Raw genomic sequence first — 20,594 nt, 5'->3', positions numbered from 1 at the left:
GTTTTCCACGCGCCGGGTCTCAAGGGAAAGTCCCGGCGGGATCCGATGGCCGGCGGGCGAGGACAGACGGGAGAATGGATGGATTTCCGCCAAATCGAGCGAACATTCCCCGACGACGCACGTTGACCGGCGCTGATTTCCAGAATCCCCGAGCGTGTCGGGGAGGTTGGAACGCGTCCTTGGATATCGGAGACACGAACGGCTTCACGCTCCCGGCAGGATTCCGCCGGGGCGATGGGGTCCGTGCGCGTGGTCCTCATCCTTCACATCTGTTCTCAGGAGCTCCTCCTTGGCTCAATCCCCCACTCTGAAGCCTGTCGTCGCAACGCCACCGGCCCTCGACGCTCGCCCGGCCGTGTACAATCAGGTCTCCTGGGGCGCGATCTTCGCCGGGGCCGTGGCGGCCCTCGTGGCGCAGATGATCCTCAACATGATCGGCCTCGGCATCGGCTTGTCGACCCTGGACCCCGCCGGTAGCGACACCCCGACCGCCGCAAGCTTGTCCACGGGCGCCGGCCTGTGGTGGGTCGTCTCCGGCATCGTCGCCTCCCTCGCCGGCGGCTTCCTCGCCGGGCGCCTCTCGGGCAAGCCGCTGGCGAGCACCAGCGGTTATCATGGCCTCGTCTCCTGGGCCGTCACCACCCTGGTCATCGTCTACCTGCTCACCTCAGCGGCCGGCGGCCTCATCGGCGGCGCGTTCGGCGGGATTTCGAGCGTGATCGGCGGCGCGGGATCGGCCATCGGCGGCGCCACCCAGACGGCGGCCCAGGCCGCGGCCCCCTCGCTCACCAAGCTGAGCAATCCCCTCGACGGCGTCGAGAACCAAGTCCGTCAGTCCACGGGCGGCCAGGATCCCGCAACCCTGCGTGACGCCGCGTCCCAGGCCGTGCGTGCCTACCTGACAGGCGATGCCGCTCAGCAGGCCCAGGCCGAGACCAAAGCCGCCGATGCCCTGGCCAAGGCGCAGGGAATCTCGCCGGATCAGGCCAAGGCCCAGATCCAGGAGTACCGCAAGCAGTACGAGCAGACAGTGGCCGACGCCAAACAGAAGGCCAAGGTTGCCGCCGAAGCGACCCGCAGCGCCGCTGCGCAGGGCGCCCTCTACGCCGCCCTTGCCCTGATCCTCGGCGGCCTAGCCGCCTTCCTCGGCGGCCGCTTCGGCACGGTGACTCCGGCCGCCGCCTACGGCGACCGCCGCGTCTGATCCCACCGCTTCCGGGCACACGAACGAAAAAGGCCCCCGAGCGATCGGGGGCCTTTTTCATGGCATCGGCCGTGAGGACGAACGACGTCCCGGCTGTTTTTCCTATTCGGAGAGGGGCGTCAGACCCGGCTCGACCGACGCGGTCGTCGGCTGGACGGCGCCCGCCTGTGCCTCCACCACCGCCGCGGCGGTGACGTTGACGATCCCGCGCGCCGTCACCGACGGCGACAGGATGTGGGCGGGCCGGGCCGGGCCGATCAGCAGCGGCCCCACGGGCAGGGCGTCGGCCAGGACCTTGGAGAACTGGAAGGCGATGTTGGCCGCGTCGAGATTGGGAAAGATCAGGACGTTGGCGGAGCCCTTGAGGGGCGAGCCCGGCAGCACCCGGTCGCGGATCAGGCCCGACAGGGCGGTATCCGCCTGCATCTCGCCATCCACCTGGAGGTCCGGCCGGCGACCCTGGATCAGCCCCAGCGCCGCGCGCATCTTCTGGGCCGAGCGGGAATCGGACTGGCCGAAATCCGAATGGCTGAGGAGGGCGATCTTTGGAGTGAGGCCGAAGCGCGCCACGTGGCCGGCGCAGGCCACCGCCACGTCGGCGATCTCCTCGGCGCTGGGATCGGGCCGGACATGGGTGTCTGCGAGGAAGTAGGCGCCCTCCTTTGTGACGATGAGGCTCATGGCGGCGAAATCGAGCACGCCCGGCGCGAGGCCGATCACGTCGCGGATCACCCTCAGGCGCGTCTCGAACCGGCCCTCCAGGCCGCAGATCAGTGCGTCCGCCTCGCCCCGGCGCACGGCGATGGCGCCGATCACCGTGTTGTTGGTGCGCACCAGGGTGCGCGCGGCATCCGGCGTGATCCCGCGACGGCCGGCGACTTCGAGATAGGTCGCGACATAGTCGCGGTAGCGCGGATCGTCCTCGGGATCGATCAGGTCGAAATCGGTGCCCTGCCGGATCGACAGGCCGAAGCGCTTGATCCGGGTCTCGATCACCCGCGGGCGCCCCACCAGGATGGGTCGGGCCACATGATCCTCGACGATGGCCTGGGCGGCGCGCAGCACGCGCTCGTCCTCACCCTCCGCGTAGAGGACGCGCTTGGGGTTCTCCTTCGCCTTGGTGAAGATCGGCTTCATAATGAAACCGGAGCGGTGGACGAAGCGGTCGAGACTGTCGGCGTAGGCCTGGATGTTCTCCAGCGGCCGGCCGGCGACGCCCGAATCCATCGCGGCCTGCGCCACGGCGGGGGCGATCCGCAGGATCAGACGCGGATCGAAAGGGCTCGGAATCAGCGAATGCGGGCCGAAGGGCCGTGCCTCGCCGCCATAGGCGCGGGCGACCACGTCGGACGGAGTCTCGCGGGCCAGCGCGGCGATCGCCTTCACGGCGGCCTTCTTCATCTCCTCGTTGATCGAGGTGGCGCCGACATCGAGGGCACCGCGGAAGATGTAGGGGAAGCACAGGACGTTGTTGACCTGGTTCGGGAAATCCGAACGCCCGGTACAGATCATCGCGTCGGGGCGCTTCGCCTGCGCCAGATCCGGCATGATCTCCGGATAGGGGTTGGCGAGCGCCATGATCAGCGGCTTCTCGGCCATCTTCTCCAGGTATTCCGGCTTCAGGACGCCGCCGGCCGAGAGGCCGATGAACACGTCGGCGCCCGGAATGACCTCGGCCAGCGTCCGGGCCTCAGTCTCCTTGGCATAGACGTCCTTCCAGCGGTCCATCAGTTCGGCGCGGCCCTTGTAGACGACGCCCTTGATGTCGGTGACGGTGATGTTCTCGACCCGGGCGCCGAGCGACACCAGCAGGTTGAGGCAGGCGAGCGCCGCTGCGCCCGCGCCCGAGGTGACGATGCGGACGTCGGAAAGCTGCTTGCCGGCGAATTCCAGGGCGTTGAGGACGGCCGCCGCCACAATGATCGCGGTGCCGTGCTGGTCGTCGTGGAAGACCGGAATGTTCATCCGTGCCCGGCACTGCTCCTCGACCTCGAAGCACTCGGGTGCCTTGATGTCCTCGAGATTGATGCCGCCGAAGGTCGGCTCCAGGGAGCAGACCACGTCCACCAGCTTGCCGACGTCGTTCTGGTCCACCTCGATGTCGAACACGTCGATCCCGGCGAACTTCTTGAACAGGACCGCCTTGCCCTCCATCACCGGCTTCGAGGCGAGGGGGCCGATATTGCCGAGACCGAGCACGGCGGTGCCGTTGGTGAGCACCGCCACGAGGTTCTGGCGAATGGTGAGGGTGGCTGCCTCCTGCGGGTCGTCGTAGATCGCCATGCAGGCTGCGGCGACGCCGGGGGAATAGGCCAGCGCCAGGTCGCGCTGGTTTCCCAACGGCTTCGTCGCCTGGATCTCGAGCTTTCCGGGCCGGGGTAGGCGGTGGTAGACGAGGGCTCCGGATTTGAGATCGTCGGACATGTTGTCGCCCATGAGCCTCACTCCCTTCATCGCGGGCTCTGACGGCGCCGCGGAGCTTTCCCGCCGGTCTTCGGGATGCATTGATTGAAAACTCTGTTGCACCGCTTGCGGAGTGGGCGCAACCCGCACAACGAAACCCGCCTGCACCTCGCCAAAATGGTGAAAACCCATGGTTTCTCCATCGGCTCGTACTCCTATGGCCGTCCGAAAGTGCGGTTCCCGGAAGCTGGGCGGCACCTTACGATCGGCCGGTATTGTTCCATCGCCGACAGGGTCGAGATCCTCCTCGGCGGCGGCCACCGACTCGACTGGGCCACCACCTATCCCTTCGCGGCCATGCCAGGACTCTGGCCGGGGGTGGAGGCGCCAGCAGATTATCATGCCTCGCGCGGCGACGTGACCATCGGCAGTGACGTCTGGCTCGGCTCGGGCTGCATGATCCTGTCCGGCGTCACCATCGGGCACGGCGCCGTGGTGGGGGCCCATGCCGTCGTCAGCCGGGATGTGCCGCCCTACGCGATCGTCGCCGGTAACCCCGCGCGGGTGGTCCGCCACCGCTTCGATCCGGATCATGTGGCGGCCCTGCTGGAGACGGCGTGGTGGGACCTGCCCCCCGAGGCGGTGCGCGCCCTGGTGCCCTTGCTTCAGAGCGACCGTATCGGCGATCTCATCGCGGCAGCGCGGGCGGCCAGGGCCGGCGGCGTTGCGGGCGGGGCATGAATCGCTTACCCGGACCCTTCTTCCCGACGCGTCAACGATCGCTCGACTCCGATCATCGATTCCCAAGGCAACGCCGATGTCCGACACGCCTCCCGACCGCCTCGCGGTGAACCCGACCAGCCCGTTCTACAACGAGGCCATCCTGGAACGCGGCATCGGCATCCGCTTCAAGGGCGTCGAAAAGACCAATGTCGAGGAATACTGCGTCAGCGAAGGATGGGTCCGCCTGTCGGCCGGCAAGACCCTCGACCGCGCCGGTAACCCGATGACGGTGAAGCTGAAGGGCCCGGTAGAGCCGTACTTTCGCGATGCGGCCGAGGGCGATTCGGCCTCCGCCTGATCCTCGGCCCGCCCGGTCACGGAACGGCCGGCTCGTCGTTCTTCCCGCCCCTGTCTCCCTCGCGCTTGCGCCGCTCCCCGGCGAAATTGCGCAGGGCGGTCTCGACCAGGGCGTCGACCTGAGCCGGGCCGGTGGAGGCCCGGATCACCAGGCTGGTGATCGCGTCGGGATGGTTCTTGCGCTGCTTGGGCGTCCGGGCGTGGTTCGAGATACGAAGCGCGTAGGTGCAGCCGTCCGGCTTGAGATAGACGCTGTCGCCGCGCGTGTTGCGGGCAACGACGACGAAGCCCTGCGCCGCGACGCCAGCGACGGCGCGGGCCAGGGCGGCCGTCGGATTGAGCAGGCTCATGCGAGCCCTTCCCGAGCGAGGGCGGTGCGCCCACGGATGGCGGCGAGGGCGCCGGCCGCCGAACCGGCATAGCGCTCGATCAGGGGTCGGCGGAATCCCAGGGATGCCAAGGCCGCCTTCGGAGCATTGACCGCGAGCATGGCGGGGCTCGGGTCCGGCAGGCCGTACTTGCGCGAGACATAGGCCCGCGACCAGGCCTGATGCCAGCGGGTGCGGAAGACCCGGCCAGGCTCCGGCGCCGACGAGCGCCCGCGCCCATGCAGGGCGACCGCGCCGTGGACATGGACTAGGGAGCGGCCGGAATCGGCGACCCGGCGGCACAAGTCGTCATCCTCGTAGAACAGGAAGATGTTCGGATCGAACCCGCCGAGGGCGAGGAACAGGTCCCGCCGGATCATCAGGCAGGCACCGGAGAGGAACGGCGCGCAGGCATCGCCGTCGGGCAGGACACGGTTGCCGGGCGGGTTGGTGAGGTAGGGTGCGAGCAGCGAGCGTGGCTGGTAGAAGAACCGCCCGTCCGGCTCCATCAGGCGCGGCGCGAGCAGGCCAGCATCCGGATAGGCGACAGCCGCGCGCAGGAGCGCATCGACCGCGCCGGCCCGCAGCACGATGTCCGGGTTGAGGATGAGCACGCGCTCCGCACGGTCGGCGGCGCGGATACCGATGGTGTTGGCCCGGCCGTAGCCCTCGTTGCGAAGATTGCGGATCACCCTGGCCCCGGCCGCCTCGGCGACGCCCGCCGACCCGTCGCGGCTCGCATTGTCCACGACGATGGCCGGCACGTGCTCGGCTGCGAGCGCCGTGAGACAGGTCGGCAGCGCATGCGCACTGTCATGGCTGACGACGATGGCGACGAGGGAGGGCATGTCGGCCCTGTCAATGTTGGAGGGATCGGGCGCTGCAAACCCTCCCCCTCTGCGGGGGAGGGTGGCCCTCGCGTCAGCGAGGGTCGGGAGAGGGGAGCGCGCAATCCGGAGAGGTCGCCCCCTCTCCCGCCTGCTCCGTAGGTACCCTCCCCCGCAGAGGGGAGGGGGTGTGTCGCGGCTCAGCCCTGCTTCTCGGGCAGATTCAACCGGATATGGAGCTCGCGCAGCTGCTTCGGCGTCGCCTCGGCGGGGGCGCCCATCATCAGGTCCTCGGCGCGCTGGTTCATGGGGAACAGCACCACCTCGCGCAGGTTCTGCTCGCCGCAGAGCAGCATGACGATGCGGTCGATTCCCGGCGCGATGCCGCCGTGCGGCGGGGCGCCGAGCTTCAGCGCGTTGAGCATGCCGCCGAATTTTTCTTCGAGCACCTCCTGGCCGTAGCCGGCCAGACCGAAGGCCTTCTCCATCACCTCGGGGCGGTGGTTACGGATCGCGCCGGAGGACAGTTCCGTGCCGTTGCAGACGATGTCGTACTGGAACGCCTTAATGCCGAGGATCTTCTCGGCCTCGCTCGGATCGAGGGCGAGGAATTCCTCGCGGTCGAAATTCGGCATCGAGAACGGGTTGTGGGAGAAGTCGATCCGCTTCTCGTCCTCGTTCCACTCGTACATCGGGAAGTCGGTGATCCAACAGAACGCGTACTGGTCCTTGTCGGAGAGGTTCAGCTCGTCCGCGATGCGGATGCGGGCCTTGCCGGCCAGAGCCGCGGCCTTGGCCTCGGTGCCGGCGGAGAAAAACACGGCGTCGCCGGCCTTCGTGCCGGTCTTCTCACGGATGAGGGCCTGGATCTCCGAAGGGATGAACTTGGCGATCGGGCCCTTGCCGGTGACCGTGCCGTTGTCGTCCTCGAAGATGATGTAGCCGAGGCCCGGCGCGCCCTCGGCGCGGGCGAAGTCGTTGAGCTTGTCGAAGAACGAGCGCGGCTGGGTGGCAGCCCCCGTGGCCGGGATGGCGCGGACCACGCCGCCGGACTTGATCACCCCCTTGAACGCCTTGAACTCGACCTCGTCGCGGGCGAACTCGTCCGTCACATCGGCGATGATCAGCGGGTTGCGCAGGTCCGGCTTGTCGACGCCGTATTTCAGCATCGCCTCGGCATAGGGGATGCGCGGGAAGGTCTCGGTGACGCGCTTGCCCTCGGCGAATTCCTTGAAGACGTCGCGCAGGACCGGCTCCACCGACTGGAACACGTCCTCCTGGGTGACGAAGCTCATCTCGATGTCGAGCTGGTAGAATTCGCCCGGCGAGCGGTCGGCGCGGGCATCTTCATCGCGAAAACACGGCGCGATCTGGAAGTAACGGTCGAAGCCGGCGATCATCGTCAGCTGCTTGAACTGCTGCGGCGCCTGCGGCAGCGCGTAGAACTTGCCGGGGTGCACGCGGGACGGCACCAGGTAGTCACGCGCGCCTTCCGGGCTGGAGGCGGTGAGGATCGGCGTCTGGAACTCGAAGAAGCCGCCCTCGCGCATGCGGCGGCGGAGCGAATCGATGATCGCGCCGCGCTTCATGATGTTGGCGTGCAACTTGTCACGGCGCAGGTCGAGGAAGCGGTACTTGAGCCGCGTCTCCTCCGGGTAGTCCTGGTCGCCGAAGACCGGCACCGGCAACTCGCCGGCGGGGCCGAGAACCTCGATGTCGTCGATATAGACCTCCACCGTGCCGGTGGGCAGGTCGGCATTCTCGGTACCGGCAGGGCGCGTGCGCACGCGCCCGTCGATGCGGATCACCCATTCCGAGCGGGCGAGGTTGGCGGTCTTGAACGCCTTCGAATCGGAATCGACCACGCATTGGGTGCGACCATAATGGTCGCGCAGATCGATGAAGAGCACGCCGCCATGATCGCGGATGCGATGGCACCAGCCGGAAAGACGAACGGTCTCGCCGACGTCGGACGGGCGGAGCGCCCCGCAGGTATGGGTACGATAACGGTGCATGACGGGCTCTTCAGATTGAGCGGCGCACCATTCACGCGAGGGCGGGCAAGTCAAGGCGAAGGCGACCCCACGCCACGCGGCGGAGCCCGTAGGCAGGAGCGGGGACGAGCCCGGAACGGGCATCGTCGAGGCCCCGGAGATGGGGTCGGGACCTTTCGGAAACGAGGGTGAACCCCCATATCAGGTCCATGAATGCAAACGCATTTTTCGATATTCTGAACGAGGCCGCCGCCGCTCCTGCCGAACGCCGGAAGACTGCCGAACAGGGCGAACACAAGTCCGGCGCGTGGCAGGTCCTGCCGCTCGAAGGCCGCTACGAGATCGTCTACGAGGATTCCCGTGGTCTCTGGAGCACGCGTGCCCTCGCTGCGCGCGAGTTGAAGCTCGGCCCTGGCCGGACGCTGCTCGGCGGCATCGACCGCGCACGCGGCGGTTATCGCGGCTTCCGGGTGGACCGCATCCGGCGCCTGACCGAGGAGGGCGGGCCTCGGATGAATGCCGGCATCCTCGACTGGCTTCTCGTCCGTGCCGAGGCCCAGAGGCGCGAGCGTGTCGAACTGGTGCGCAGCCTCGCGCGCCGGAACCAGTCCCGCAAGCGCGCCGCCTGACGAGGGACGTGCAGCACGGGATGTCGGGGATAGGCGCGCGCGGTGCGAGATACGATCTCGCCTCGCGCGTCAACCTCCGATATAGCCGGCTCTCATGGATCTCATCGCCACCACGCCGGCTCTCGCCGAGGCCTGCAGCCGTTTCGCCGGACAGCCGTTCGTCACCGTCGACACGGAGTTCATGCGGGAGACGACCTACTACCCCAAGCTCTGCCTCATCCAGATGGCGGGGCCGGACGGGTCGGGCGTGCTCGTCGACCCGTTGTCCCCCGACATCGACCTCGCGCCGTTCTTCGCGCTGATGGCCGACGAAGGCGTGGTCAAGGTATTCCACTCGGCGCGCCAGGATCTCGAGATCATCTGGCTGCTCGGTGGGCTTCTGCCGCAGCCGTTCTTCGATACGCAGGTCGCTGCCATGGTCTGCGGTTACGGCGATTCGGTCTCCTACGAGCAGCTCGTCAACGACGTGGCCAAGGCCAAGATCGACAAATCCTCCCGCTTCACCGACTGGTCGCGCCGTCCGCTCTCCGACGCCCAGTCCAGCTACGCCCTCTCCGACGTGACCCACCTGGTGAAGGTCTACGAGGTGCTGGCGGGGCAGCTCCTCTCCACCGATCGCGGCGAATGGCTCGACGAGGAAATGAGCGTCCTCACCTCGCCGGAGACCTACAAGGCCGACCCGGCCCAGGCCTGGCGCCGGTTGTCCGGTCGCATGCGCAAGCCGCGCGAGATCGCGGTCCTGGCCGAGGTCGCCGCATGGCGCGAGCGCGAGGCGCAGACCCGCAACGTCCCGCGCGGGCGCATCCTCAAGGACGAGGCGGTGATCGACATCGCCACCTCCGCTCCGCGCAGCGTCGAGGCCCTTGGGCGCCTGCGCTCGATCCCGGCGGGCTTCGAGCGTTCGCGGACCGGAGCCGACATCCTCGCCGCCGTGGAGCGCGGCTTCCAGCGCGACCTGTCCGACATCGTCCTGCCCGAGCGCAGCCGGGGTCGGGGCGGCAACGGCGCCGTGGTGGAATTGCTGAAGGTGCTGCTCAAGGCGGTCTGCGAGGCGGAGGACGTGGCGCCCAAGATCGTCGCCACGATGGATGACCTCGAAGCCATCGCCGAAGACGACGAGGCCGACATCGCCGTCCTGCACGGCTGGCGCCGGACGCTGTTCGGCGAGAAGGCGCTCGCCCTCAAGGCCGGCCGCCTCGCCCTCTCGGCCGAAAATGGCCGCATCGTGGTGCGCGAACTGAATTGAACCCGGCCCCAAACGCTCTGCCCCCTCCTGTAGGGAGCGAGCGACGCGGGCGTCGTCCCGGGTCGCTTAATTCGCCTTCGCGCTCACATCCAGCCTGTCGAGGACGGCGCCCGGTGTCGGGGCCGCGCTGAATTCGAGCATGCCGATGCCGCCGGCGTTCTTCGCCTTGGCGCTGAGCAAGAACGTGCCCGGCTTTGTCACGAACTGGCCCAGGGCCGCGCCGATGGCCTTGGCGCCGGCCGAATTGCCGAGGATGGCCGGCACGCCGAACGTGGTGGCGGTGACGTATTCCTGTGTCAGTTCCTCCGGCTTGAGGCTCAGGCTCTTCGACTGCGAGGCGATGAAGCGCTCGAACAGGCCGGTATTCTCGATCCGCAGGTCGAGGGCCTTGGCGGTGGCGCCCAGCATGGCGAAGGTCGAGACGCTCGGATCGGGGTCGAACACCGCAGGTCCGATACCACCGAGGGTGCCGTTGATCGTCACGCTGCCCATGTCCTTGCCCGACACCGATACCTCGCTGAAGGAAAGCTCCTTGGCGGCTTCGTTCCAGGCCGTGTCGGCGACGACGTTCAGGTCGAGGTCGCGGTAGCCGTAGGCGCCGAGGGAGCCGAGCCCCGGGATTCCGGCCACCGCAGAGGCGGGGAGGGTAAGGCCCGAAAGGTTGGCCCGGCCGGTGGTTGGCACCCCGTCGCGCAGCGGGCCGAAGGTGAGGGCGCCGTCGCGCAGGCCGATATGCGTAGGCGCTGTTGCGGCCGAGGGGAGCGCGGGCGACGCGGCGCCAGGAGGCTTCGCGGGGGGCTTGGGCGAAGCGGGCACCTCGTCCGGCGGCAGGTCGAGGCTCAGGTCCTTGAATGCCAGGGTGCCGAGCACCGGCGTCATCTGCCGTAAATCCGCTTCGGTAGGCTCCCCGGCCTGCGTCGAAAGCTTGCGCATGGCCACCACGGTCGGGGCGAAGGAGAAGCCCGCGAAGGACAGGCGCGAGAGCTTGCCGCGGGCCTCGCCCACCGTGAAGCCGAGATCCTCGAAGGTCAGGTTGCCCGAGGTGAAGGCCATGCGTCCCATGGTCATCGCCACGGGCTCACCGTCATGGATCTGATTGATCGCGAGCCCGCTGGCCTGGAACGAGCCGACGGAGAACCCGTCGAGGAGATCGGCCGCGGTTCCCAGGATACGTGCCTTGTCGGCGGAGGCGGGCTGGCTGGGGTCTACGCGGGCCATCGCGTCCAGAGCGCCGGTCCATGTCGCTGGGACTTGGCGGCCGCTGACGTCGGTGCCCTCGAGACGGGCGATCTTCACCACCGTGCCCTCGGCCTCCATCACAATGTCGGTGGCCGAGAAACCGCCATAGATCCGCAGCATCGGGCTCTTGGCGTCGCCGGCCTCACCGTAGAGACGCGCCATCGCCGTGAGATCGACGTCCCGCATCTCCATGCGACCGTAACTGGCGCTGTGTTTCGCCACGCCCCCGGCCTCCGCGGCCGTCAACCCGGCCGCACTGGCCTGAGCGATGCGGCCGCCGCGCACATCCCTGGCCGTCACGTCGCGATAGGTCGCGGTCTGGGTCTTGGTGCCGATCCGGGTCTCTGAGCGAAGCTCCGGGATCACGACGCTCGCGGCGTCGAACTTCGCGAGACGCGCGGCCAGGGGCTCGGGGCCGGATCTGAGCAGGGCGAGGAGGTCGTCCTTGGTCAGGCGCGTCCCGCTGACGATGACCTGCGGCGCGGTGAGGACCGTGCCGCCGAAGGTCATCGTCACGTTCTGGAGCGTGACGTCCTGCACGGCGGAGGCGGCTTCCTGGGCCGAGACCGGCAAGGGGCCGATCGGGCCGCCGCCGCCGAAGACGAGGAGGGCGCAGACCGAAAGGCCAGCCGTCCGCATGAGAAAGGGACGACCTTGTGGGACGATCATGAGCGGATCCGGGGCGCTGCGAAAAAAGGCGCTTCGTGCAACGGTGCCGCGCCGAACCGCATCCGTGCCGCTTTTTCCACGGCGAGGCAATCGCGCTGCCTCACGCCGTGCTGTGACGGAATGACGAAGCCTCAGAGCGAGAACGAGGTGCCGCAGCCGCAGGAGGAGGTGACCTGCGGATTCTCGATCTTGAAGGCCTGGCCAATCAGGTCGTTGGCGAAATCGATGGTCGATCCGCTCATGTATTCGAGGGAAACCGGATCGACGAGGACGGTGGCGCCGTCCCGCTCGATCACCACGTCGTCCTCGGCCCGCGCCCGCTCGATGTCGAAGGCGTAGGAGAAGCCCGAGCATCCGCCGCCGTTCACGCTGATCCGCAGGGACGCGCCGGGAGGCTCGGCTCCCATGATCTCGTTGATGCGCTTGGCCGCGCGGGGGGTCAGGGTGATGTCGGCCATCGTGATGCTCTTGGGTTCTCGTCGATTGCCAGAAGCGCTAGCCCACACAAGATATGCGCCGTAGAGACGCGCTGCAACGCGGGATGATCGTTGCGCGCGATAGCGCATTCAGGAGGTGACGTGCGGCACAGGGGCGAACGCTGGCGGGCGCGCTACGCCACCGATCCGGCGGCCACGCGCGGGCGGCTGATCCCGGAGGCGATCTCGCCCACGCGCAGCGACTTCCAGCGCGACCGCGACCGGATCATCCATTCGGCCGCCTTCCGCCGCCTCAAGCACAAGACCCAGGTCTTCGTCCACCACGAGGGCGACCATTACCGAACCCGTCTGACCCACACCCTCGAAGTCAGCCAGATCGCCCGTGCACTGGCCCGCGCGCTCGGCCTCGACGAGGATCTCGCGGAGGCGCTGGCGCTCTCCCACGACCTCGGCCACACCTGTTTCGGCCATACCGGCGAGGACGCGCTCGATGCCCTCATGGCCGCTCACGGCGGGTTCGACCACAATGCCCAGGCCCTGCGGATCGTCACCCGGCTCGAGCGGCGTTATGCCGGGTTCGACGGGCTCAACCTCGCCTGGGAGACCCTGGAGGGCCTCGTCAAGCACAATGGCCCGCTCCTCACGAAAGAGGGCGCCCCGACCCCGCGCTGGGCGGCACGGGGCATTCCCGCCGCCATCCTCGAATACAACGCGCAGAACGACCTCGCCCTCGCCCGTTTCGCCGGGCCGGAGGCGCAGGCGGCGGCTCTGGCCGACGACATCGCCTATGACAGCCACGACCTCGACGACGGTCTGCGGGCGGGCCTGTTCGAACTGTCGGATCTCGACGGCGTCCCCTTCCTCCGGGACATCCTCGACGAGATCGACGCGCTGCATCCGAATCTCGAGGAATCTCGAAAGATCCACGAACTGGCGCGGCGCGTAATCACCCGCTTCGTGGAGGACGTGATCGCCGAGAGCACCCGGCGGATCGAGGCCCTGGCACCGGCTTCCGTCGCCGATATCCGCGCGGCCGACGAGGCGGTCGTCTCCTTCTCGCCGGCCCTGGAGGAGGCGGATGCCGCGATCAAGCGCTTCCTCTACGCGCGGATGTACCGCCACCCGAGCGTGCTGGCGGTGCGGGCGCAGGCGGACATCATCGTCGCGGACCTGTTCGATGCCTTCAGCACGAACCCTGCCTGCATGCCCGAGGAATGGCGGGCCGGGCTCGAGGCGGCGGGGGAGGGGCGCATCGCCCGCCGGGTGGCCGACTACATCGCCGGCATGACCGACACCTACGCGGTGCTCGCCCACAAGCGCCTGTTTCCCACGACGCCGGACCTGCACTGGAGTCCCGAGAGCCGGGGCCTGCCGCTGGCGGAGGGGTAGGGCCGGGATGTCGGGACGATCCATGCGCATCTGCTTCATCGGCGACAGTTTCGTGAACGGGGTCGGTGACGACACCTGTCTCGGATGGACGGGCCGTCTCTGTGCCGAGGCCCGTCGCGCGGGCTGGGACGTCACGCATTACAATCTGGGCATTCGCCGCGACACCAGCCTCGACATTCAGGGCCGCTGGCGCGGCGAGGCCGAAGCCCGCCTGCCCGAGGTGCTGGACGGCCGGCTCGTTTTCGCGTTCGGCGCAAACGATTGCACCCTCATGGATGGCCGAACCCGCGTCGCCCATGACAGCTCCCTCGATGCAACACGGGCAATTCTCGCAGACGCCGCCGGTTGGCGAAAAACCCTGATGATCGGCCCGCTTCCCGTCTGCGACGATCCCTCGACGGATGCACGAATCCTGGCTCTGTCGCGCGACATCGCTCCCCTCTGCGCCCGACTGGGTGTTCCGTTCCTGCCGGTCTTCGGCGTGGCCACGGGATCCGATGCATGGACCAGCGAGGCCGCGGCGGGGGACGGAACCCACCCCAATGCCGGCGGCTACGCGGCCCTGGCCGGCGCCGTGGCCGAGTGGGAGGCTTGGCGCGCCTGGTTCTGAAGCGCCGGGCTGATGGGGGCAGCAAAGGGCGATGGGCGGCCTCCCGTGACACCTGCCCCCCGCATTGGTATGCCGCCGCATTGAGGCGCAGGCCGTCGTGACGATGCGGCTTGGCGCGAGCGGAATAGATATCCCATGAACATCTTCGCCACCTTCGAGACGCGCGTACGCAAGGCGCTCGAGAGCCTGATCCGGTCCGGGACGCTGCCCGAGGGGCTCGATCTCTCCCGCGTGGTGGTCGAGCCGCCGCGCGATGCCACTCATGGCGACCTCGCCACCAATGCCGCCCTGGTCCTCGCCAAGGAGGCCCGGACCAATCCGAAGGCGCTGGGCGAAGCGCTGGCGGCGGAGCTCCGGCAAGATCCCCGCGTGATCGAGGCGAGCGTGGCCGGACCGGGCTTCATCAACCTGCGCCTGACGCCCCAGACCTATCACGAGGTCGTGCGTGCCGCGCTCGGCGAGGGCACCGAGTACGGCCGAGCCCACCTGCCCGGCGGCAAGGTCAACATCGAATACGTCTCGGCCAACCCCACCGGGCCGATGCATGTGGGCCATGGCCGCGGGGCGGTGTTCGGCGATGCGCTGGCCAACCTGCTCGTGGCGGCCGGCCGCCACGTGACGCGCGAGTACTACATCAACGATGCCGGTGCGCAGGTGGACGTGCTCGCCCGCTCCGCGTTCCTGCGTTACCGCGAGGCGCTGGGCGAAGAGGTCGGCCCTGTGCCCGAAGGCCTCTATCCCGGTGACTACCTCGTGCCGGTGGGCAAGGCCCTCGCCGAGACGCACGGACGCGCACTCCTCGACACGCCGGAATCCGACTGGCTGCCGCAGGTGCGGGCGGATGCCATCGCCGCGATGATGGACCTGATCCGGGGCGATCTCGCCCGGCTCGGCATCCACCATGACGTGTTCTTCTCGGAAGCCACCCTGAAGGAGGCGGTGCCCGCTCTTCTGGCGGAGCTTCGTGAAAAGGGCCTCGTCTACGAAGGCCGGCTGCCGCCGCCGAAGGGCCAGCTGCCCGAGGATTGGGAGGACCGCGAGCAGACCCTGTTCCGCACCGTGGAGTTCGGCGACGACGTCGACCGGCCGCTGCTGAAGTCGGACGGCTCGTTCACCTACTTCGCCTCGGACATCGCCTATCATCGCGACAAGATCAGGCGCGGCGCCACCGACCTCATCGACGTCCTCGGCGCGGATCACGGCGGCTACGTCAAGCGCATGCAGGCGGCGGTGAAGGCGGTGAGCGACGGGAACGCCACCCTCGACGTGAAGCTTTGCCAATTGGTGCGGCTCCTTCGGGCCGGCGAGCCGGTGAAGATGTCCAAGCGCGCCGGCGAGTTCATCACCCTCGCCGAGGTGGTCGACGAAGTCGGCCGCGACGCGATCCGCTTCATGATGCTCTACCGCAAGAACGACGCGACCCTGGACTTCGACCTCGCCAAGGTGGTGGAGCAATCCAAGGACAACCCGGTCTTCTACGTCCAGTACGCCCATGCCCGCTGCGCCTCGGTGTTCCGGCAGGCGCGCGAGGCCATGCCCGGCGAGGACTTTTCCGTCGCCGGCCTCGCAGATGCGGATCTGACGCTGCTGGCCGATTCCGCGGAAATCGAGATCATGCGGCTCATCGCCCAATACCCGCGGGTGATCGAAGCGGCGGCGGCGGCACACGAGCCACACCGTGTGGCATTCTACCTCTACGAGCTGGCAAGTTCCCTGCATGGTTTCTGGAACAAAGGCAAAGACTTGCCGCAATTACGGTTTATTAATCCAAACGACCGAAACTCGACACGGGCAAGACTGGCCCTCGTGGAGGCTTTGAGAGGCGTCGTCGCCTCCGGCCTCGCGGTCTTGGGTGTCACCGCGCCGGATGAAATGCGGTGAGGTGATCTCGGCGTGAAGAGGAATGCTGCCATGACGACGAACGCTTCGCGAGCGCCTGTCGATTTCGACGCCTTCGCGCGTGACTTGCAGCCCACGACGCCGCCCCAGCCGCAGGCCCAGCCTGCGACCAAGCCCGACCCGCTGGCGGAACTCGCCCGCATCGTCGGCCAGGACGACCCCTTCCGCGCCCTCCTCGAGGCCCGCGATTCCCGTACCGCCCCCCAGCCGCAAGGCCAGGGCGGGCGGAGGGAGCCGATATTCCACGACGAGGCACCGGCAGCCGTCCCGTCGGCCCATTCCGGGGCGCCTGCGGCCTATGCACCTGCGCCTGCGGCCTATGCACAGCATCCCCAGTACCAGACGGCGTCCGAATCGGAGGCCTCGCTCTCGGCTCATCCGGCCGATGCGTTCGACCAGTATCTCGCCTCCGTCGATCACAGCGCCTATGTCGACGGGGTCCACGATTCCCGCGGATCGGAGGCCTATGCGCCGGAGCAGGACGACCGCCTCAACCGCGCGGCCGAACGGCCCCGCCAGCGCAGCCGCCTCGTCTCCGTGGGTGCCGGCCTCGGCGTGCTGGTGGTCTGCGTCACCGGCGCGCTCACTTGGCGCGGCCTGCATTCGAGCCAGGGCGACGGCACCGTGCCGACGATCCTGGCCGACAAGGCTCCGCTGAAGATCGCCCCGCAGAAGGCGGACGGCGTCGAGATTCCCGACCAGAACAAGCAGATCTACGACCGCAACGCCAAGGACGGCCAGATCCGCATCGTCAACCGCGAAGAACAACCGGTCGACGTCGCGCAGGCCGCCCGTTCCGCCCAGCGCGCCGGGGAGGGCGGAGCCACGCCCTCGACCGGGCAGGGCGGCAATACCGCCCCCCTCACCGAAACCCTCGGCGAGCCCCGCCGGGTGCGGACCGTGTCGGTCAAGCCGGATACGCCTCCGCCGCCGCCCCAGCGCGAGGCGTCCGCTGCCCAATCCGTGATCCCCACGATGACCCTTCCGGGCGATAACGGCGGCGCCACCAGCGGGTCGATGCATCCGCGTGTCGGAAAGCTGCCGACGGCGACGCCCGCAGTGGACGTCGAAGCTGCGGTACCCGAGCAGGCCGCCCCCGCTCCCCGCGTGAAGGCCCCGCAGCGCGTTAGCGCCGTCGCTCCCGATGCGACGTCCGCCCTGCCGACGCCCGCCCCCGTTCCGACGGCTTCGACCGCTCCGGTCAGCGGGTATTCGGTCCAGCTCGGGGTGCGCACCAGCGAGGCCGAGGCTCAGGCCGCCTTCAAGCAGATGCAGGGCAAGTTCAGCCAGCTCTCCGGCAAGCCCGCCCTGATCCGTCAGGCCGAGGTCAGCGGCAAGACGATCTACCGCGTCCGCGTCGGCCCCCTGGCCAAGGCGGAGGCGACCACCCTCTGCACCGAACTGCAGGGTGCCGGCGGCCAGTGCTTCGTCGCCAAGAACTGAGCCACCGGAACCGGGCGTCGAAGCTGAGTTCCGAGAACCGGGCCTGAGAATTCCGGGCTCACGGAGCCGAAGCGAAGACCTCGAAGGCGATCGTCGACGCCTCGCATCCCGGCAGCGCTTCGTACGAGCCCCGACCGGGCGAGGGCCGCCGCGAGCGGAAAGAGCAGGGACGGACGTCCCTCGGATCGTCTGTCCATTCAAGCCGAGCAGCACACCCCATGACCACTCGTGCCCTGATCCTCGGCTGTGCCGGCCTGACCCTCTCGGACGAGGAGGCCGCGTTCTTCCGCGATGCGCAGCCCTGGGGCTTCATCCTGTTCAAGCGCAACATCGGCTCGCCGGACGAAGTAAGGGCGCTGACCGATGCGCTGCGGGCCACATCCGGCCGGGCCGACACGCCGATCCTGATCGACCAGGAGGGCGGACGGGTGCAGCGGATGGGGCCGCCGCACTGGCCGTCCTACCCGCCCGGCGCCGGTTTCGGCCGGCTCAACGGGTCGGGCATCGCCATGGCACGCCTCGGCGCGCGGCTGATGGCGCACGATCTCGCCTCGGTGGGGATCAACGTCGATTGCGCGCCCGTCCTCGACGTACCGGTGGCCGGCGCCCACGACATCATCGGCGACCGCGCCTACGGCACCGATCCGCACACCGTCATCGCCCTGGGGCGCGCGGTGGCCGAGGGGCTGATGGAGGGGGGCGTTCTCCCCGTGATCAAGCACATCCCCGGTCACGGCCGCGCCGCCTGCGACAGCCACAAGGATCTGCCCGTGGTGGAGGCCGAGGGCGTGAGCCTCGCCGCCCACGATTTCGTTCCCTTCCGCGCCCTGGCGGACCTGCCGATGGCGATGAGCGCCCACGTGGTCTACGCCGCCCTCGACCCGCACCATCCTGCCACGCAGTCCAGCGTGGTGATTGGACAGGTGATCCGCGGCCTGATCGGTTTCGACGGCCTGCTCATGACCGACGACCTCTCGATGAAGGCGCTGGACGGCACTTTTCGCGAGAAGGCCGAAAAGGCTTTCGCCGCCGGAATCGACGTCGCTCTCCATTGCAACGGCGATCGGCAAGAGATGCAGGCCGTTCTCGAAGGCACGCCGATCCTGTCCGGCGACGCCCTGCGCCGCGCCGAGGCCGCCCTGGCCCGGCTCGCACCGCATGGAGAGTTCGACGTCGCCGAGGCGCGCGCGCGCTTCGAGGCTGGCCTTTCCGCCCAGGCATGAGCGCGACGCTCCCGACGCGTTTATGCCGCGCCGCACAATTGCCTCAGGTGCCGCGAATGCCGTGTCCAGAGACCCCGTGGTTCTTGTGTTCGCTTCCTCCCATCCCTAGTTTCCCGACAATCCGTCGTGAGAGGGCGTCGCTGGGCAGGCGACCGCATGGGCGCAGGAGTTTGCCATGGGCAGCATGAGTATCTGGCACTGGATCATCGTCGCGGGCATCGTGATGCTGCTGTTCGGGCGCGGCAAGATCTCCGACCTGATGGGCGACGTCGCCAAGGGCATCAAGGCCTTCAAGAAGGGCATGGCCGAGGACGAGACGCCTGCCGGACAGGCGCCGGCCGTGCCGCCGCCGAGCAACGGCGAGCCCGTTCGTACCCTGCCTCACCAGGGCGAGCCGGCCACCGCCAGCCACGTCTCGGCCGACCGCAAGGTCGTCTGAGACTGTTGAGGCGCATCGGCGGTCCTGGACGGGATCGCCCAAAGTTCGTGTGAGCGAAATCGCCCGGACGGAGATCGGTCTTGCGTGAACTATGCTAGGCCGTCGGTCGTGACGAGGCATAGGCCATCGGCCGCGGGACGAGCGACACCATGTTCGACATGAGTTGGGGCGAGGTGATGCTGATCGGCGGCGTCGCCCTCATCGTCATCGGGCCCAAGGATCTTCCCAAAGCCCTGCGCACCGTGGGCCAAGTGACGGGCAAGATGCGTCGCATGGCCGGCGAGTTCCACGCCCAGTTCAACGAGGCGATCCGCGAGGCCGAGTTCGACGAGGTCCGCCGCGAGGTCGACGGCATCAAGCGTTCCGCGAGCACGATGGGGCCGAGCTTCAATCCGGTCCAGACCATCCGCGACGAGATCCGAGGCGCCGTGGACGGACGCTCGCAATCGAGCACGCAGCCCCTCGCCAACGTGGCCGCCAAGCTCGCCGAGAACGACCCGCCCGTGCCCTCCGAGCCGTCGATCCAGACTCCCGCATCGGCCGAGCCGGCACAGGTCGAGCCACCGCCCCCGCCGGACTACGCGCTGCCCGATCTCCCGCCCCGGGCTGCCGTGGCCCCGACCGAACCTTCCACCAAGCCTATCGAGCCCGGCGCCACCTCATGATCGATCCGGTCGACGAATCCGAGGTCGAGGCGTCACGCGCGCCGCTCCTCGACCACCTGATCGAGTTGCGCTCGCGGCTGATCAAGTCGCTGGCGGCGTTCGTCGTGATGTTCTTCGCGTGCTTCTTCGTCTCGCGGCACATCTACAACATTCTGCTCCACCCCTACGTTTCCATCGTCGGGCCGGAGAAGGCGCAGCTCATCGCGACGCACTTCCTCGAACAGGTGTTCACCAACATCAAGCTCAGTGTGTTCGGCGCGGGCTTCCTCGCCTTCCCGGTCATCGCCACGCAGATCTACGCCTTCGTGGCGCCCGGCCTCTACCGCAACGAGCGCCAGGCCTTCCTGCCCTACCTCGTCGCCACGCCGATCTTCTTCGTGCTCGGGTCGTTGGTGGTGTTCTTCCTCGCGATGCCGCTGCTGATCCAGTTCTCGGTGAGCCTGCAGCAGGTCGGCCAACCGGGCGAAGCGACGATCTCGCTTCTGCCGAAGGTGGACGAGTATCTCTCGCTCATCATGACCCTGATCTTTGCCTTCGGTTTGGCCTTCCAGTTGCCGGTGATCCTCACCCTGCTCGGCCAGATCGGCGTCATCGACACCGTCTTCCTGCGCGAGAAGCGCCGCTACGCCATCGTCCTCGTCTTCGTGGCGGCCGCGATCCTGACGCCGCCCGACGTGATCTCGCAGCTGTCGCTGGCCCTGCCGATGCTCCTCCTCTACGAGGCTTCGATCCTCTCGGTGGCCCGCGTCGAGCGCCGCCGTAAGGCCAAGCGGGTCGCGGAAGGGCTGGAGCCGTAGGAGGGCTTCTCCTCCTCGTACGTTGCCGGTATC

At 68.4% G+C, this 20,594-nt stretch carries 19 protein-coding genes; 13 read left to right on the top strand and 6 right to left on the bottom strand.

Annotated elements, in window-relative coordinates:
* The first annotated feature begins 307 nt into the window (after window positions 1-307).
* Window positions 308-1,204 carry a PhnA-like protein gene (locus ASF26_RS17310; protein WP_156463038.1) on the top strand — a complete coding sequence of 299 codons (897 nt, stop codon included), beginning with the start codon at window positions 308-310 and terminating at the stop codon, window positions 1,202-1,204.
* Between the two features lie 102 nt (window positions 1,205-1,306).
* Here the strand turns inward: ASF26_RS17310 and ASF26_RS17305 are convergent, their stop codons facing one another.
* Window positions 1,307-3,640 (bottom strand): NADP-dependent malic enzyme, encoded by a 2,334-nt coding sequence (locus tag ASF26_RS17305; RefSeq protein WP_056256634.1) that lies wholly within the window; start codon window positions 3,638-3,640, stop codon window positions 1,307-1,309.
* A gap of 84 nt (window positions 3,641-3,724) precedes the next feature.
* Between ASF26_RS17305 and ASF26_RS17300 the strand changes: the two genes are divergently transcribed.
* Complete coding sequence (locus ASF26_RS17300) at window positions 3,725-4,348, top strand: CatB-related O-acetyltransferase (RefSeq protein ID WP_056256629.1); 624 nt, start codon at window positions 3,725-3,727, stop codon at window positions 4,346-4,348.
* Between the two features lie 76 nt (window positions 4,349-4,424).
* On the top strand, window positions 4,425-4,688 hold the full coding sequence (locus ASF26_RS17295; RefSeq protein ID WP_018043507.1) for a DUF3297 family protein: 264 nt from the start codon (window positions 4,425-4,427) through the stop codon (window positions 4,686-4,688).
* A gap of 16 nt (window positions 4,689-4,704) precedes the next feature.
* On the opposite strand, the gene ASF26_RS17290 is transcribed toward ASF26_RS17295, so the two are convergent.
* The 3 genes from ASF26_RS17290 to aspS form a co-directional block, all read right to left on the bottom strand.
* Window positions 4,705-5,037 (bottom strand): hypothetical protein, encoded by a 333-nt coding sequence (locus tag ASF26_RS17290; protein ID WP_056256625.1) that lies wholly within the window; start codon window positions 5,035-5,037, stop codon window positions 4,705-4,707.
* The gene (locus tag ASF26_RS17285) at window positions 5,034-5,903 is read right to left on the bottom strand and encodes a glycosyltransferase family 2 protein (protein ID WP_056256622.1); all 870 of its coding nucleotides are present in this window, start codon (window positions 5,901-5,903) and stop codon (window positions 5,034-5,036) included. Before ASF26_RS17285 ends, ASF26_RS17290 begins: the two co-directional genes overlap by 4 nt.
* Window positions 5,904-6,082: 179 nt before the next feature.
* Entirely contained in the window at window positions 6,083-7,897 is a 1,815-nt protein-coding gene (gene aspS, locus ASF26_RS17280; RefSeq protein ID WP_056256617.1) for an aspartate--tRNA ligase, read from the bottom strand.
* A 188-nt stretch (window positions 7,898-8,085) separates the two neighbouring features.
* Between aspS and ASF26_RS17275 the strand changes: the two genes are divergently transcribed.
* Together ASF26_RS17275 and rnd are read left to right on the top strand one after the other, a co-directional pair.
* Window positions 8,086-8,505: a hypothetical protein gene (locus ASF26_RS17275; RefSeq protein WP_056256614.1), complete on the top strand. Its 420-nt coding sequence runs from the start codon at window positions 8,086-8,088 to the stop codon at window positions 8,503-8,505.
* Window positions 8,506-8,599: 94 nt separating this feature from the next.
* Window positions 8,600-9,751, top strand: coding sequence for a ribonuclease D (gene rnd / locus ASF26_RS17270; RefSeq protein WP_056256608.1), 1,152 nt, complete (start codon window positions 8,600-8,602; stop codon window positions 9,749-9,751).
* Between the two features lie 66 nt (window positions 9,752-9,817).
* On the opposite strand, the gene ASF26_RS17265 is transcribed toward rnd, so the two are convergent.
* Together ASF26_RS17265 and ASF26_RS17260 are read right to left on the bottom strand one after the other, a co-directional pair.
* Window positions 9,818-11,659: a hypothetical protein gene (locus tag ASF26_RS17265; RefSeq protein WP_200925953.1), complete on the bottom strand. Its 1,842-nt coding sequence runs from the start codon at window positions 11,657-11,659 to the stop codon at window positions 9,818-9,820.
* A 131-nt stretch (window positions 11,660-11,790) separates the two neighbouring features.
* Complete coding sequence (locus tag ASF26_RS17260; RefSeq protein ID WP_018043514.1) at window positions 11,791-12,117, bottom strand: iron-sulfur cluster assembly accessory protein; 327 nt, start codon at window positions 12,115-12,117, stop codon at window positions 11,791-11,793.
* Window positions 12,118-12,237: 120 nt separating this feature from the next.
* Between ASF26_RS17260 and ASF26_RS17255 the strand changes: the two genes are divergently transcribed.
* From ASF26_RS17255 to tatC, 8 genes are all read left to right on the top strand, one after another.
* Window positions 12,238-13,485: a deoxyguanosinetriphosphate triphosphohydrolase gene (locus ASF26_RS17255; RefSeq protein ID WP_056256601.1), complete on the top strand. Its 1,248-nt coding sequence runs from the start codon at window positions 12,238-12,240 to the stop codon at window positions 13,483-13,485.
* Window positions 13,486-13,492: 7 nt separating this feature from the next.
* Window positions 13,493-14,095 carry a GDSL-type esterase/lipase family protein gene (locus tag ASF26_RS17250; protein WP_244475968.1) on the top strand — a complete coding sequence of 201 codons (603 nt, stop codon included), beginning with the start codon at window positions 13,493-13,495 and terminating at the stop codon, window positions 14,093-14,095.
* Between the two features lie 135 nt (window positions 14,096-14,230).
* Window positions 14,231-15,976: an arginine--tRNA ligase gene (gene argS / locus ASF26_RS17245; RefSeq protein WP_056256594.1), complete on the top strand. Its 1,746-nt coding sequence runs from the start codon at window positions 14,231-14,233 to the stop codon at window positions 15,974-15,976.
* Window positions 15,977-16,006: 30 nt separating this feature from the next.
* Window positions 16,007-17,437 (top strand): SPOR domain-containing protein, encoded by a 1,431-nt coding sequence (locus ASF26_RS17240; RefSeq protein ID WP_056256590.1) that lies wholly within the window; start codon window positions 16,007-16,009, stop codon window positions 17,435-17,437.
* A 218-nt stretch (window positions 17,438-17,655) separates the two neighbouring features.
* Complete coding sequence (gene nagZ / locus ASF26_RS17235) at window positions 17,656-18,660, top strand: beta-N-acetylhexosaminidase (RefSeq protein WP_056256588.1); 1,005 nt, start codon at window positions 17,656-17,658, stop codon at window positions 18,658-18,660.
* A gap of 175 nt (window positions 18,661-18,835) precedes the next feature.
* Entirely contained in the window at window positions 18,836-19,099 is a 264-nt protein-coding gene (locus ASF26_RS17230) for a twin-arginine translocase TatA/TatE family subunit (protein WP_018043520.1), read from the top strand.
* 149 nt (window positions 19,100-19,248) lie between these two features.
* Window positions 19,249-19,764: a Sec-independent protein translocase protein TatB gene (gene tatB, locus ASF26_RS17225; RefSeq protein ID WP_056256583.1), complete on the top strand. Its 516-nt coding sequence runs from the start codon at window positions 19,249-19,251 to the stop codon at window positions 19,762-19,764.
* Window positions 19,761-20,561 carry a twin-arginine translocase subunit TatC gene (gene tatC, locus ASF26_RS17220; protein ID WP_056256579.1) on the top strand — a complete coding sequence of 267 codons (801 nt, stop codon included), beginning with the start codon at window positions 19,761-19,763 and terminating at the stop codon, window positions 20,559-20,561. The genes tatB and tatC overlap by 4 nt, the downstream gene beginning before the upstream one ends.
* Window positions 20,562-20,594 lie beyond the last annotated feature (33 nt).

It is taken from the genome of Methylobacterium sp. Leaf93, from assembly GCF_001422345.1.
Lineage (GTDB): Bacteria > Pseudomonadota > Alphaproteobacteria > Rhizobiales > Beijerinckiaceae > Methylobacterium > Methylobacterium bullatum.
The sequence above is the reverse complement of the archived record's forward strand: the minus strand, read 5'-3'. Positions and strand labels throughout refer to the sequence as shown.